The organism is Pleurocapsa minor HA4230-MV1, assembly GCA_019359095.1.
GTDB lineage: Bacteria > Cyanobacteriota > Cyanobacteriia > Cyanobacteriales > Xenococcaceae > Waterburya > Waterburya minor.
Genome location: JAHHHZ010000017.1, coordinates 15,188 through 31,445, shown reverse-complemented (window position 1 = coordinate 31,445; position 16,258 = coordinate 15,188). Strand labels below are relative to the sequence as shown.

Annotated in this window: 7 protein-coding genes, 1 tRNA gene and 2 pseudogenes; 7 read left to right on the top strand and 3 right to left on the bottom strand. The window is 41.3% G+C overall.

What is annotated here, in order from left to right; translation table 11 throughout:
• Nucleotides 1–112: 112 nt before the first annotated feature.
• Nucleotides 113–8,401, bottom strand: coding sequence for an alpha/beta fold hydrolase (locus KME09_07400; GenBank protein MBW4533747.1), 8,289 nt, complete (start codon nucleotides 8,399–8,401; stop codon nucleotides 113–115).
• A gap of 371 nt (nucleotides 8,402–8,772) precedes the next feature.
• Here KME09_07400 and KME09_07395 point away from each other — a divergent pair, with 371 nt between their 5' ends.
• The 5 genes and pseudogenes from KME09_07395 (at nucleotide 8,773) to KME09_07375 (ending at nucleotide 11,283) form a co-directional block, all read left to right on the top strand.
• Nucleotides 8,773–9,255, top strand: coding sequence for a TM2 domain-containing protein (locus KME09_07395; protein MBW4533746.1), 483 nt, complete (start codon nucleotides 8,773–8,775; stop codon nucleotides 9,253–9,255).
• Nucleotides 9,256–9,575: 320 nt separating this feature from the next.
• Nucleotides 9,576–9,649: transfer RNA gene (locus KME09_07390), tRNA-Arg, on the top strand.
• 387 nt (nucleotides 9,650–10,036) lie between these two features.
• Nucleotides 10,037–10,627, top strand: coding sequence for a rhomboid family intramembrane serine protease (locus KME09_07385; GenBank protein ID MBW4533745.1), 591 nt, complete (start codon nucleotides 10,037–10,039; stop codon nucleotides 10,625–10,627).
• 167 nt (nucleotides 10,628–10,794) lie between these two features.
• Nucleotides 10,795–11,058 (top strand): type II toxin-antitoxin system HicA family toxin, encoded by a 264-nt coding sequence (locus KME09_07380; GenBank protein MBW4533744.1) that lies wholly within the window; start codon nucleotides 10,795–10,797, stop codon nucleotides 11,056–11,058.
• Between the two features lie 6 nt (nucleotides 11,059–11,064).
• Nucleotides 11,065–11,283 (top strand): annotated as a pseudogene (locus KME09_07375) (type II toxin-antitoxin system HicB family antitoxin).
• 29 nt (nucleotides 11,284–11,312) lie between these two features.
• Here KME09_07375 and KME09_07370 read toward each other — a convergent pair.
• Together KME09_07370 and KME09_07365 are read right to left on the bottom strand one after the other, a co-directional pair.
• On the bottom strand, nucleotides 11,313–11,669 hold the full coding sequence (locus KME09_07370) for a hypothetical protein (GenBank protein ID MBW4533743.1): 357 nt from the start codon (nucleotides 11,667–11,669) through the stop codon (nucleotides 11,313–11,315).
• Nucleotides 11,670–11,672: 3 nt separating this feature from the next.
• Nucleotides 11,673–12,017, bottom strand: a complete 345-nt coding sequence (locus KME09_07365; GenBank protein MBW4533742.1) for a hypothetical protein — start codon at nucleotides 12,015–12,017, stop codon at nucleotides 11,673–11,675.
• Between the two features lie 151 nt (nucleotides 12,018–12,168).
• Here KME09_07365 and dnaE (KME09_07360) point away from each other — a divergent pair.
• Nucleotides 12,169–13,290, top strand: a pseudogene (gene dnaE, locus KME09_07360) (DNA polymerase III subunit alpha).
• A 966-nt stretch (nucleotides 13,291–14,256) separates the two neighbouring features.
• A complete protein-coding gene (dnaE, locus tag KME09_07355) occupies nucleotides 14,257–16,173 on the top strand; it encodes a DNA polymerase III subunit alpha (GenBank protein ID MBW4533741.1) in 1,917 nt (638 codons plus the stop codon).
• Nucleotides 16,174–16,258: the final 85 nt, after the last annotated feature.

The window sequence follows — 16,258 nt, the reverse complement described above, 5'->3', positions numbered from 1 at the left end:
CGTCGGGGACTTGGGGCAATAATTATCTCCCTATCTCCCTATCTCCCCATCTCCCTATTTCTCCATCTCCCCACATAATAGTAATTACTAACTCTTCTGTGGGTAACGTCAGTTAGGGAATTAGTTTATTAGTCAAGGCTACTGCACTACTAATAATTTTAGCCAACGCGGAAGGTGCTTCTAAAGGTAGATTATGTCCCCCAGAAACGACAACCTTGACAGCATTGGGCATTGCTTCCTGTTGTTTAGTTAAATCTTCAAGTCGATTGAAGTTGCTTTTGTCGCCGTAAACCAAAGTAATTGGCACTTTAATTTTTTGCAACAGTTTTAAATAGCGCGATCGCCCGATGCCGTTTAAGCTAATCCCTGTTCTAGTACGCAATAGAGGTTCCCAGCGCCATCTTACCCCACCTTCACAGGGTTCGGTAATTCTTTCGGCCAGGAGCATTGCCAGAGCAGGAGAAATCGCGGGGGTTGCTTTACGTAGACGTTTGGCAGCAGTTTGAATATCGGGGAAGACGGGATGTTCTGGAGGTGATGCCATCGAATCTAGTTGATTAGTGAGAGTAGTTGTCGGATCGTCGTTGTCTTCGGAGGTGGGTAAAATAGTTTCCACTAAGACAATATTTTTAATTGTTTGGGGACGAATTGTGGCAAATATAGCGCCTAAGACTGAACCGAGAGAATGACCAACTAAAATAAAGGCTTTTCCTGCTAAAATCTCGACAATAGCATCAATATCTCCCAAAAAATCGATTAGGTTATAAGAACCACCTTTACCGACGCGATCGCTTCTACCGTGTCCTCGTAAGTCTGGGGCAATTACCCGATAACCTTTTTGAGCTAGGCGAATCGCCACTTCTGACCAGGCTGCACCCTGTTCTAAAATACCGTGTAAGCAGAGGACTAATGGCCCTTCTTCTGGCCCCCAGGTGCATAAACAGATTTTTAAACCTCTAATGGTAATTAAGGTTTCTTCCATCAGGAGATCGACGACATCGGTGTTGGCTTCTTGAGGCAGTTCGTATTTAAACTGCTGGGCTAGTTGCTGAGTATACTTACCTAAAGTTTTCGGTAGCTTAATTTCTTTCCAAGCTTCTGCTAGCTGGGCATCAATGGTTTGATGCTTGAGGAAGTTAGGATCCCCTAAAGACATAGCAGTATCGCTCACGCCATCGGTCTGGCGATCGCCCTGATAAGGGGTTAAAACAGCAGCATCAAAAGGAACTTCGAGGAATTCACAAATGCCTTGTAGTACTGATTGGGGGTTACTGACCAATTCTTCGTAATAAACCAAATGATAGCGTTTGGGGTCAATCTCTTCAGCTAAGTGGAGAATATTCTGATTACTGTCACGCCAGATTAATTCGGCTAATTGAGCGGGATCTCCATCACCAGAACCCACTAGTTTATCCATCCGCATTCTGGTAAAAGATTCAATTACGGAATAGGGATGACGTACCAAATGAATGTATTTAGCACCATCAAAGATCGCTTCTGCCTTGTCTAACGTTTCACGGTTGCTGGCGTAGGTTGGAGATTTATCGACTAACAGGCGATCGCCCGCTAGTTGCTGTAGTTGAGCATAGACTTCTTTAACGGTGGCATTTTCTGCCAACAACTCGTCTACTAACTGCTGACTTTGGATGGCATCAATTCCCTTCAACGCCATTAAAGCCCGTTTTAATCCTTCTCCTAGCTGGGATACGCCTAATTCTTGCGATCGCTCGACCATAGTGTCAAAAGGTAGCAGGTGCAGTTCTGGCGGAGAACAGAGGCTGGGATGACCTGCCAGCATAACTCTGAGTAAAGTTGACCCTGAGCGAGGACTAGAAAGAATAAAAGCTACGGGAGCGAGTTTTTCCGTGGCGAGATTGCGTTTGGGCTGAGATACTGGATTACTGTTTGTAACTACTTCATGGGCTTGGGCAAATTCTTTGGCGAGATATTCTGCTAGATGCTCAATTTGGGGACGTTCATAGAATTCTCGTGGATAGAGAATCAACTGTAAATCAGTTTTGAGCTGGTTGATTGCTTCCATCACCATTAGAGAATCCATACCCAGATCCAATAAACTATCCTTAACAGATAATTTAGCGGGTTCAAGCTGGAGAATTTCGGCGATCGCCGTTTGCAGATATTGAGTTAGATATGCGGGGCGTTGGGTAATGGGAGTTGCCAGTAACTCTTGAAAAATCTGCTTATTTAAGCTATTTGTTGGAGTCACTAGCTGGGAAAAATAATTAGACTGCTGGAGATAAGTAAACTTCTGGCTTAATTCCTGCCAGTCAGCATCGATCACTCCTACCTGAGTTGCGTTACTTGTAAGCAACTGTTTTAATGCCACTAATCCAGCCTCAGGCTCAATCAGATTTAAGCCTTTAACCTTAAAGCCTTGCTCAACCGCCATGCCACTATCTGCCCACGCACCCCAATTGATACTTAGGGCGGGTAAACCTTGACTATGACGATAACGCGCGATCGCATCTAAACCTGCATTAGCGACAGTATAGTTACTTTGTCCTGGTGAACCAATTAAGGCAGCGACGGAAGAAAAAAGCACAAAGAAATCTAGTTCCAGATCCTGAGTTGCTTGATGTAAATTCCAAGCCCCCGTTATTTTAGGGGCAATTACTTGCTGGAAACTTGCCCAAGTTTGATTCTGTAATAAGCCGTCATCGATTACTCCCGCAGCGTGGATTACTCCCTTAATGGATGATGTAGGGGCGAAGGTTGGTTCGCCCTTACGAGAGATTAAATTGTTAGCGCGGAAAATTTGTTCCAGGGCATCATAGTCGGTGATGTCTACATTGATCACCTTAACCGTAACTCCTTGTTCTGCTAAATTAGCGATCGCCTGTTGAGCCTGTTCTGAAGGCTGACTTCTACCTAAGAGAATTAAATTCTTGGCACCTCGATCTGCTAGTAGTTGAGCAGCTTTTAAACCTAATGAACCTAAGCCGCCAGTAATCAGATAAGAACCTGTACTTAATACTAAAGATTCACTAGAATCTAGATCTGCTGTCGCTTGCAGGCGTGGAACATAAAGCCGATCTTGCCGTACCGCGATCCGATCCTCTTGATTGGTTTGGCTAATAATTTGCAGTAAATTATCTAGTAAATTATCTACTCGATCGTTACTCGGCTTGAGATCTAAATCGACAATACCACCCCAAAATTCAGGATGTTCAATCGCGATCGCACTTGCCAAACCCCAGAGACAGCTGGCAGCGATGCCTGTACTATCTATTGCACGATCTAAACTGTCTACTGCTTGACATCCTTTAGTCATTAACCAAATTGGTGCTGCCACAGAATTTGCCGTTAAAGTTTGCAGCAGATTTAAGACGTTGGTGCAGTGTTGCTGTTGATAGTTAGTAATTTCAGCAATAGTCTCTGTCGGTTGATTTAAACCAGCAAGATAAATAATCTTACCGATCTGGTGCTGGTTAAATATCTGTGTGAGATGATCTGGATTTAGATCGCGATCGCTAATTATTAAACAATCTTGCTGTTGCCGCTCTAATTTAACTTTAAGCTTCTCCCCCAAGTTATGACCACCAGTGAAAACTAGCCAGATCTTATTATCTGTAATCAATTCAGCGCTTAATTCACCTGCATATTCTTGCCATTGAATTTGATAAAATTCAGGGGTTTTAAGCCGTTGAGTTGGTAAATAAACCTCTAGCTTACTGTTGCTATTTACTGCTTTGGTTAACCAATAGCTTTGTCTTTGAAAAGGATAAGTCGGCAGGGCAACTTTTTGCCTATTTAACCCCCGCGCCACATTCTGCCAATTGATATCTATTCCCCTGACATAAAGAGAACTTAGACTTTGTAATACTTGCTGCCAATCTTGCTTTTTGGGGCGTAAACTAGGCAACCAGACGCTTGTAGCATCAACAGCGATACTAGAACGTCCCAGACCAATTAAGGTAGGCTTAGAGCCAATTTCTAAAAAGATATTGCATTTTTGCTGTAAAGTTTTCATCCCCTCAGCGAAACGCACAGGGGCAACCACATGATTTACCCAATAGTCAGGAGTGGCAATGTCAACCGTCGCTAACTCACCCGTAACGTTAGAAATGAGTTCTGCCTGGGGTGGATAATATGTCACTGACTCCGCAATCTCTCTAAATGCCTGCAAAATCGGCTTCATCAACGGAGAATGGAAAGCATGAGATACTTTTAGCTGCTTACTTTTAATCCCCAAAGCATCAAACTTACCAACTACTTCAGCAACTACGGCTTGCTCTCCAGAAATGACGATACTTTGGTCAGTATTAATCGCGGCGATCGCAATTTTGGCTGTAAACGGTGCAATAATTGAGGCAACTGTAGCCTCGTCTGTCAACACGGCAAACATATCTCCCTGTTGGGACAGATTCTGCATGAGCTTACCACGCATCGCCACCAGCTTGAGAGCATCAGCTAAACTAAATACCCCAGCAATTGTGGCAGCCACATATTCACCCACACTATGACCAATTAAGGCTGTGGGTTTGATCCCCCAATCGAGCCACATCTGCGCCAGGGCATATTCCAGGGCAAAAATTGCTGGTTGAGTATAAATTGTCTCATTTAACCAAGATGAGGGATGAGGGCTAAAAGATGAAGGCTGTTCGCTAAATAAAACTTCTAGCAAAGAATGATCTAAATAGGAACTAAGAATCTCGGCACAACGATTGATGGCTGCTTTAAATACTGGCTGAGTTTGATATAGCTCATAGCCCATATTTAGATACTGTGAACCTTGTCCTGTAAACAGAAATGCAACTTGATTATTATGGTTGATGTTGCCAACAGCAATTCCTTTGCTTGCTCGTCCTGTAGTAAAATTGGCTAGCTGTTCTGTTAGTTGAGCTTTATTCTTAACTGCGATCGCTAAACGATGATTAAAGTGAGTTCTGCCAGCACTTGCCGTATAGCAAAGATCGGCTAAATTCAACTCGGAATTACGTTCTAGATAATTCTGATAACTCACAACTAAATCCTGGAGGGCAGGTTCAGTTTTTGCCGAAAGAGTTAATAGGTGCAATGAGCGTTGCTGTAATGAGTCATTCTCCCCATGCTCCCCATGCTCCCCAACTCCCAAGACAACGTGAGCATTCGTCCCCCCAAAGCCAAAAGAGCTAACTCCTGCATATTTAACCTCAGACTTCCAAGGCTGTAACTGTTGAGGAATTTCAATCTTGCTGTCTGCTAAGTCAATTAACGGATTAAGCTTGTGAAAGTGTAGATTGGGGGGAATCGCACCCTGCTGTAAACAAAGCACTGCTTTAATCAATCCTGCAATTCCTGCTGCTGCTTCTAAATGTCCGATGTTAGTTTTAAGCGAACCCAGATAACAAGATTCTTCTCTTACGCCTAAAACAGCCTTGAGAGAATTAACCTCAATCGGATCGCCCAAAGATGTTCCTGTACCGTGAGATTCAATGTAGCTTACCTCAGCAGGAGATAGATTGGCATTAGCCAAAGCCTGACGCATTACCGCCTGTTGCGATAAACCATTGGGAGCCGTCAAACCGTTACTCCGCCCATCTTGATTAATTGCCGAGCCTTTAACTACCGCTAAAATGCGATCGCCATCTCGTCGAGCATCAGCCAACCGCTTGAGGATAACTACCCCGCAGCCTTCCCCACGGACATAACCATCCGCTTCTGCATCAAAGGTTTTACAGCGTCCATCCTCGGCCATCATCCCTGCCATGGCAAAGGTTTGGCTAAGTTCGGGCGAGAGCATCAAATTAACTCCACCAGCGATCGCTCGATCGCATTCTCCTCTTTTTAAACTCTGGCTAGCTAAATGTAGTGCCACCAGAGAAGAAGAACAGGCGGTATCTACAGCTAGAGAAGGGCCTTTGAGGTCAAATAGATAAGAAAGGCGATTGGCGGCGATACTATGGGCATTTCCCGTACCTAGATAAGCATCTACATCTGTCCCATAGTGAAACCTCAGTTGGGAATAATCACTGCTGCTGATCCCAATAAACACTCCTGTATTGCTACCCGCCAACTCACTGTTAGCTATGGCTGCATCCTCTAAAGCTGACCAACTAACCTCTAGCAGTAGTCTTTGCTGGGGATCGATACTTTGCGCTTCACGGGGAGTAATGCCAAAAAACTGCGGATCGAACCGATCTACATTGTCAATAAAACCACCCCAGCCTGAACCTGCCCAGCGATCGCCTGAATTACTAATGGCATCCTTTCCATCTCGCAATAGCTGCCAAAATTCTTCGGGATTGTTTGCCCCAGGAAAACGACACCCAATCCCAATGATGGCAAGATCGGATTCGTTCTGAGACATTTTCTGGGGAGCAACGGCTGTTCCCCCCGATGGATCATCAGCTAAATAAGCTGCCAGTTCAACAATATTCGGATAATCATAAATAATAGTTGGCGATAACTTAACCTCTAGCCAATCTTCCAAATCTGCTGATAAACCAATCGCTTCTACAGAATTTAAACCACTACTAGCAAAGGGTTCGTGGATATTAATCTCTGAACTAGGTATTCCCAAGCGCTGCGCTATATTTTCCCGCAACCAATTTTGGATTTGAATTTTTCGCTTAGATCCAAGTTGAACCAAAAGCCCTTCAGACGGCTGTTTAAGATCTTGGACGGATAAGGTATTGCTTGCCCCTAATTGCTTTTGATTTGATGCAAATTCACCAACGCTATTTAAACTCCCGTCTAAATACCCCGCTTGGCAAGCATGACGCTGAATCTTACCACTTGAGGTTTTAGGAATACTGCCTGTTTTCAACAAAACTATGGCGTGAACCTGTAGCTCATGCTTTTGGGCGATCGCACTACGGATTGCTTTGGTTACCTCATCAATATTTAACTTGCGCAGAAAGGTGCGCTTGATTTCTGACGTAATTACTAGCTTTTCTACTCCAGCCACATCTACCGCAAAGGCTGCCACATTGCCTGCTCGAATTGCTTCATGGGCATGGTCTACAGTTAATTCGAGATCCTGGGGATAGTAATTACGTCCCCGAATGATAATCAAATCTTTTAAACGCCCTGTAACAAATAACTCCCCATGCTCTAAAAAGCCTAAATCTCCTGTCCGCAGCCACCCGCCCTCCTGGGTATCCGCTAATACCCCATTAAAGCTATGAAGAGTCAATTCAGGACGATTCCAATATCCTTGAGCTACGCTGGCGCTTTTTGCCCAAATTTCGCCAATTTCGCCATCACGACATTGATTGAGAGTATCAGGATTAGCGATCGCTAGTTTTTGTCCTGGCAGATTACGGCCACTGCTCACTAAAATAGTGCTATTTGCTGGATTATTACTGACAACAGCCAGGTTTTGTTCGAGTGTTCGATTGTCAAAGCTTTTGATAATTGGCTCTCGATCCTTATCTCCCCCTGTAATCATCAAAGTAGATTCTGCCATCCCATAGCAAGGATAAAAAGCCTCGCGCCGAAAACCACAGTCACTAAAGTATTCGCTAAAACGCGCGATCGTCTCGGCTCTGACTGGCTCTGCACCTGAAAAAGCTAGCTGCCAGCAACTTAAATCCAGGTTGGCTTTTTGTTCGGGGGTAACGCAATCAACACAAAGATCATAAGCAAAATTAGGCGCTCCATTAGTTACTCCACCATAGCGAGAAATTGCCTGTAACCAACGGTAAGGGCGCTGCAAAAAGGTTACAGGAGCCATTAAATACATTGATAAACCAACATATATTGGTTGCACAATACAGCCAATTAAACCCATGTCATGATATGGAGGTAGCCAAGAAACGATCTTGTGTTCCCGCTCATTTTGAAAACCACGATTGATTGTGGCAGAATTAGCCATCAAATTGCCATGACTAACCATTACTCCTTTGGGCTTACCTGTCGAACCACTAGTATATTGTAGAAAAGCCAGACTGTCTGCGGTAATTTCTGGCTCTTGCCAGCCTGTAGCTAAATCTAATTTTAAGGTATCGGTAGCGACAAACTTAATATTTTCGGTCGCATTATGATTAACAAATTTACTTGCTACTTGTTCTTGAATTAACTTGGTGGTCAAAGCAAAGGTAGCTTCAGCATCAGTAACGATCGCCAGTAAGCGCTCAAGGGAACGATTCGCCCTGGGCGGATAGACGGGAACAGCTACAACTCCAGCATATAAGCAGCCCAAAAAAGCCGTAATAAAATCTAGTCCTGGCTGAAAAAGTAGTAAAGCTCTTTGCCCTTGAGCATGATGATTTTGTAAAACAAAAGCGATCGCCTTCGCTTTCTCGTTTAGCTGTTGATACGTGAGACTATCGATTTCAGTTTCACCATCAGCCAAGAAAGTAAATGCCCTTTTGTGAGGCTGAGTACTCGCTTGTTCGCGTAATCGGTCTATTAGGGTTGTTTGCTTGCTCAATCGGTTCCTCTCTTTGCCACCCACGAAGCTAGATATATATATCAATAGCTTATCCAAAAGCGAGATACATTTGTTAATATTCGCTCATGAAATAATATCTCAGACAAAGAATAACCGATTAAGGAGGAAAAATATAGTAAAGAAGGTTATCAGGGAGCAAAAAATATCCTGCAAAGCAGTTAAGCTTCACTAGTCGCAGTTTAATTCTCGATAGTATTTGTAAATTAATTTAAATTTGTTGCTAATCAAACAGAATTTATCACCTACTTAAGCCCAGCCAAACTAATAGCTCAAAGCTTACAAAGGATTAATACCTTCGGTTTTTTCAGTAATCACCAAAACAAAATGTCTATAATAAAAATACCGTAGATATATTATTAATCTGACTTTGTAACATGAACCAGAAGAAACAAGAGGTTGATCCTGGAGTTGCCTATATTCTGTGGACGTTTGGCCTGATGGGGTTTTGTGGTATCCATCGTTTTTATTCAGGCAAGATTACTAGCGGTTTAGTCTACTTTTTAACCTTTGGTTTTTTTGGCGTTGGTCAATTTGTTGATTTATTTTTAATTCCTGGAATGACCAGAGAGAGAAATATGCGTTTGCTGTATGAGGCGACAGTAGAGGCGCGCAATAATAGTCCACAAGTAACCTTAGTCCAGCCAGAAGTTGTAGTCAAAAAATCTGACCCAATGTTAATTTTACTCAGAGCAGCAGCTACTCATAATAATGTTCTATCTGTTGGTCAGGCGATGTTAGCGACAGAATTGCCTTTGGATCAGGTGGAAGTTTTATTGAGTAAAGCTCTTAAGCAGGGATTGGCTCATATTGACAATGATGAACAAACAGGTGCTGTGCGATATCATTTTGATGTTTAGTTGACGTGACAAGTGTTTTAAGCTGACCGAAGGGCGACGCGACCCTAAAGGGTTAGCTATCGCGTCAGCTAGTCCTTTAGGACTAGCTCCGCAAATGCGACACGAAGTTAGTCCTTTAGGGCTTTAGCATAAGCTTCGTGACCGTAGGGCGACGCGTAGCTAGTACTTTAGTAAATCCTTTAGGGCAAATACTTTAGTGAATCCTTTAGGGCTAAGCCTGGTTTAATTCCTCTACTTCTTTAAGTGGAATAAAACATATTAAATAATAAATTTTTTTCACAACAGCTGATAATAATGTGTTAATATTATTTGGCAAATCTGGGTCATTAGCTCAACTGGATAGAGCAACGCCCTTCTAAGGCGTAGGTTTCAGGTTCGAGCCCTGAATGGCCTGTATCACGCGATCGCGCAATAGCTTTTAAGTAGCTGATTTTTAACGAGCGGAAATGTTTTTGGCTAGAAATAAGTAGCAAGTAGTATTTCAAAAATGTTCTAGCGTTTTTACGTATGGCTATACAGCAAAGAGCATAATCTGCCTTGCTACCAATCTTCCATAGCTAGTTTTTGGATCTTACATTCAGACTCGACAAACTAGCCTAAACATATCCATAATTGAGCAGTTTATTGATTGTTTTCGTCTAAATCTGGTTTGCAGAGTTAGCAGTTTAGAGTGTCGTCTTGTCTAATTCAAGCGCTTTCAAAAGTTTCAATTTCAATCTAGTTCCAGAATTACTCTTTCCCAAATTCAGCAGTTCCCCTGGTAAATAATTTACAATTGTCTATGAGTAGCTACTATCGAAAACCCTTAAAGCAAAAAACGGTTTTGAAAGAATTTAAAATTTTAATTGTTGCCATTGCTATTTTCTGGGCGGTTGAAATTACCGACCTATTATTATTCAATGGCGGTTTAGACAGTTATGGCATACAACCTCACAGCATTATTGGTTTGCGAGGAATCGTCTTTGCACCATTGCTACACGGCGGATTTCCCCATTTGATAGCAAATACTATTCCCTTTGTTACTTTGGGCTGGTTAACCATGATCCAAGAAACCAAAGATTTTTATATCGCCTCTATTATGAGTGCGCTAATTGGTGGCGCGGGAGTTTGGCTGTTTGGCTCTCCTCAGTCGGTTCATATTGGTGCGAGCATCTTGATCTATGGTTATTTAGGTTTTCTGCTATTACGAGGCTATTTTCAGAAAAACTTTCCCTCGATCGCCTTATCTATTTTTGTGGCAATAGTTTATGGTGGCTTTATTTGGGGCGTATTTCCTTCTCAGATGGGGGTTTCTTGGCAAGGACATCTATTTGGGTTTATTGGTGGTGCGATCGCCGCTAAAATGGTCGCTCATGAACGAAATTTTGATTAGAAGATTTTAGTTTAGAGCGCAAATTGGGTGGGTAACAACTAGATGTATCTTTCTCATGTAGCGGTAACAAAGAATAGATAAAGTTTTTTGTATTATAAAAGACTTATGAAATAATCAAAATAGTAATGACCGATGACTCCGTTATTACTATCAACTCGGTAATATAGTTGAGAGAAGCCCACAGCAATGATGGTGCTTCTTTTTCTTGTTTTGATTATTCGCCTCTCGACAACCAATTATTTAGAGAACTCAAAAATATATTGCGTAAAGCAGGATTCAAGAAAAATAGTGAGAAAGGAAGTCATACAAAATGGTCGCATCCATTGTTATCGGGGAAAATAATACTATCTGGTAATGATGGAAGTGATGCGAAACCTTACCAAGAAAAAGATGTAGAGAAGGCTTTAAAAAGATTAAAAGATATAAAATAATAGCCTATGAAAAATATAAACTACACTGTTATTATTTAATGGTCGGACGAAGATAATTGTTTTATCGCTAGTCTTCCAGAATGGGGCGAATTTTGTCACACTCATGGCGATACTTATACTGAGGCACTTAAGAATGCGGAAGAGGTATTAGAGTTATTAATCGAATCCGCTTTAAAAGATGGGGAAGCGTTGCCAGAAGTAAAAAAGTTTGCGACATCTTACTAAATTAGAGCGATCGCAATTTTAATTAAATTTTAACTAGCAATTAACTTGGCTTCTTTTCTAATCGATTGAGTAATTGCTTCTACCAATAATAATCTTTCATTAATGGACAAGCTTAAAGTAGATTGAATTATAAATTCTAAGTTTTGTGGCTCTGTTGCTTGAGACATGGAAATTATAAAATCATGGTTTGACGATTCATTATTGTGAATATTTTTTTCTATTTCTAATTTCAAAGATTCTAAAAATAAATAGTCATTGCCGAGATCTGAAGCTTCTTCTTCATATTCTTCTAGATCTTCTATTTCTTTTAGTCTGGTATCATATCGACTTAGTAAATGCTCAAGTGCTTCTAAAATAAACTTAATATCTTTAAACGACAATTTCATAATTTAACTCACTTTATAAAAAGACTGGTTGACTATTTGGAGGGCTTCTATATATCTTATTAGAGGCATGGTTTTACTTGGTTTCCACAACCAATGGTTTCCTCTATCATTAATCAATTCTAGATCTGGATGAATTTCTATGCCAGCATCTATTTTCCACCAGTTTTTACCTCTCCCCTGAACTGAAAAAGTAGAAATGCCACCAGATTCTAAACTTCCTGTAGTTTCCTTCACCCAAATCGCTCCATGTTTTTGATATGTAGCAATATCTTTGTCAAGACGAACATTGTCCATTCGAGGAGAATTAGCATTACCTCTTCGATATAGAGCGACTGATGTTTTTGCCATAAATTATTGGGACATTTCAGCTATCGTCAATATTGTAGGTGGTAGCGATCGCCCTAAATTGTCAATCTTAAATATTTTCACTTCTTCTCCCCATGAGCGGAAAAAATCATTGATAATTGATAACTGTTCACTGATCATTGCTCACTGATTTATGTCTTTTGTTGGCTTACATATTCATAGCGACTATAGCTTGCTCGACGGTGCATCTCAGATCCCCCAGTTAATCGATCGCTGTTTAGAATTAGATATGCCAGCGATCGCTCTGACGGATCACGGGGTCATGTATGGGGCGATCGAATTGATTAAAGTGTGTCGTCGTAAAGGAATTAAGCCGATTATTGGCAACGAGATGTACGTGATCAATGGCGACATCGAAGTTAACATTACCGAGAAGAAAAAACGCCACCGCAAATATCATCAGGTAGTGTTGGCCAAGAATACGCAAGGATATAAAAATCTGGTTAAGCTAACGACGATTTCCCATCTTAAAGGCTATCAGGGTAGCGGAATCTTTGCCCGTCCCTGTATTAATAAAGAATTACTCAAGCAATATCATGAAGGATTAATTATTACTAGCGCCTGCTTGGGGGGAGAAGTACCCCAGGCAATTTTACAAGGAAATCTAGCTCATGCCGAAGAGGTGGCTAAATGGTATCAAGATTTATTTGGTGAGGATTATTATCTAGAAATCCAGGATCATGGTTCACCAGAGGATCGGATGGTGAATGTGGCAATTGTCAAGATTGCCCGTAAGTTGGGGATTAAAATCGTTGCCACCAATGATTCTCACTTTATTTCTTGTTATGACGTAGAAGCTCATGATGCCCTGTTGTGTATTCTGACCCAAAAGCGGATTACCGATGAAAAACGGCTGCGCTATAGCGGGACAGAGTATCTCAAGTCGGCGGCTGAAATGAGGTTATTATTCCGCGACCATTTAGAAGATGAGATAATTGAAGAGGCGATCGCTACTACTTTAGAGGTAGCTGATAAAATTGAGCCTTATAATATTTTGGGTGAGCCTCGTATCCCCGATTATCCAGTGCCTGCGGGACATACCGCCGATAGTTATTTAGAAGAAGTTACTCGCCTGGGTTTATTGGAAAGACTCAAGTGTCGTAATCACAATGAAGTTCCTGCTGATTATATGCAGCGGCTCGAAGTTGAACTTAAAGTCATGCAGGAGAAAGGTTTTTCCACTTACTTTTTAGTCGTTTGGGACTACATCAAATACGCTAGGGATAATAATATTCCTGTAGGGCCTGGTCGGGGATGCGTTTTGGGTGATACCCAGGTGATGTTATCTAGTGGTCAACAAATAGCAATTAAAGATATTCAAGTCGGACAGGAAGTAATTACCCATCAAGGAAATCTACAAACAATTACTCACAAACATGAATATGATTGCGATGAAGAAATTATCAAGTTTAAAGTTAGTAATCTAGAATTATCTTTAACTCAAGATCATAAAATTTGGGCAGTGAAGACAGAAGATTGTGTAGTTAATGGTGCTAAAAAAGCAACTGTTTGCAAACCTACTTGTAATAGATACTGCCAACCAAAACCTTTTGAAAATTATTCTTTACAATGGATTGAAGCTGGTCAACTAAAAGAGAATGATTTTGTGGTTTTTCCTAGAGTTCCTTCTGTTGAATCAGAAATTACTTTTGACCTCTTAGATTTTGTCGAACAAAAAGAGCATTTATATTTTGACCATGAGTTTATCTGGTATGAAATTGGCACGAATCATTTAGCAACCAAAAAGATTCCTCGCTATATTCAATTTGATGAGGATTTTGCTCGCTTACTAGGGTATTATATCGCTGAAGGATGGTCGAGACTGGGAGAAAGAGAATGCGGTGTTGGTTTTGGACTATCTAAAGATGAAACTAGCTATGCTGAGGAAATCGCCTCTTTGCTGACTCGCATTTTTGGTTTAGAGTCTACAATTATTCCTCACAAAACTCGTCATTCTTTACAGGTCTATTGTTACTCCAGAATTGTCGGAGAATTTTTAACTGCTCTAGCTGCTAAAGGAGCGAATAATAAAAAGATTTACAGCAAGATTATTACTCATGGCAAATCTGAATATGTCAAGATTTTAATTGCCTATTTATTCCGCGGCGATGGTCATGCAGGTAATCAAGAAAAAACTACTAGTATTAAATATTCAACTACATCTAAAACACTAGCTTCTCAATTAAGATTATTATTAGCTCGTTTCGGTTATTGGGCATCAATTATTGTTAGAAAACACCAGCAAAATAGTAGTTGGCATCCAGAATATTCCGTTAAGCTATCAGGAAGACAGTTATTAGATTGGAACGCCGACTTTCTTGATTTCCCGATCGGTATTAAAGCACAAAAGTTTTTTAGAAATGATCACTGTCTTGATGAGCGTTCCCTTGCGCCTGTCGGCGTCCTAAAGGATACCGCTTCGCATAACGCGGGGTCTCATCGCTTTTTTGTAGACGATCACTATATTTATCTAAAAGTTAGATCTGTAACTAAATTCCAACATACAGGAAAAGTCTATGACATTACTGTTCCTGAAGATACATCCTATGTGGGAAATGCGATCGCAATCCATAATTCCGCAGCGGGTTCTTTAGTGGCATATTGCCTCAAAATTACCAATATTGACCCCATACATCATGGGTTACTGTTTGAGCGCTTCCTGAATCCTGAGCGGAAGTCTATGCCTGACGTGGATACAGATTTCTGTCCCGATCACCGTGCCGATATGATCAAATATGTTACGGAAAAGTATGGTGAGGCAAACGTAGCCCAAATTATCACCTTTAACCGCATGACTTCTAAGGCAGTACTCAAAGATGTGGGGCGGGTGTTGGGGGTAGACTTTGGCGACCAAAATCGCCTTGCTAAGATGATTCCTGTGGTGCGGGGCAAACCGACTAAGCTCAACGTCATGATCTCTGATAAAACGCCTGAACCTGCCTTTAAACAGGCTTACGAACACGAAACTATCCCCATTTATAACGACGATAAAGAAGAAGTGGGTTCGGTGGCAATTCGCAACTGGGTTGATATGGCAATTCGGATTGAAGGCACGAATAAAACCTTTGGGGTTCATGCTGCGGGAGTGGTCATTTCTTCGCAACCTCTAGATGAAATTGTCCCGCTACAGAAAAACAATGACGGATCGGTCATTACTCAATACTATATGGAAGATGTTGAGGCGATGGGTCTGTTAAAGATGGACTTTCTCGGTTTAAAAAACTTGACCACCATTCAGCGTGCAGCAGGTTTAGTACAGAAAACCAGAGGAATTACTCTAGATTTAGATCAAATACCTTTGGATGAAAGGAAAGCCTTAGAGATCATCGCTAAAGGTAAGCAAAAGAAATTACCCGCAGATATTCAAGAAACTCATAAACTATTTCGCGCAGGGAATCTAGAAGGAATTTTTCAACTAGAATCCGACGGCATGAAGCAAATTACCAGAAACTTAAAACCCTCTGGCATTGAGGATATTTCTTCTATCTCCGCCCTCTATCGCCCTGGGCCCCTAGATGCGGGTTTGATTGACATTTTTATCGATCGCAAAAATGGCAAAGAAAAAGTTAGTTACCAACACCCCTTACTAGAATCAATTCTCAAAGAAACCTATGGCGTAATGGTCTATCAAGAGCAAATTATGAAAATTGCTCAAGAGTTAGCAGGCTATTCTTTGGGGGAAGCAGATTTACTCAGACGGGCAATGGGTAAAAAGAAAGTCGATGAAATGAAAAAGCATAGCGAAAAGTTTATCGATGGTTCGGCTAAAAATGGCGTTCCCCAGGCAGTTGCTGAAGATTTATTCCAGACGATGATTAATTTTGCGGAATACTGTTTAAGTTACGATACTGAAGTTTTAACTGTAGAATATGGCGCATTGCCGATTGGTAAAATAGTCACGGAAAAGATTGACTGTAGTGTTTATAGTGTAGATGAGAATGGTTTTGTTTATACACAGGCGATCGCCCAATGGCACGATCGCGGTACACAAGAAATCTTTGAATATACTTTAGATAATGGTGCAAAGATTCGGGCAACGAAAGACCATAAGTTTATGACTAGTGATGGTGAGATGCTGGCGATCAATAAAATTTTTGAGCAAGGGTTAGATTTGAAGCAGATAAATACTATGATTTAACATCATACACATCACCAGACGGCAATAATGTATATATAGTAAGCAATGGCGTATAAATCCGTTCCGAGTGCATGCGCTTGTTATC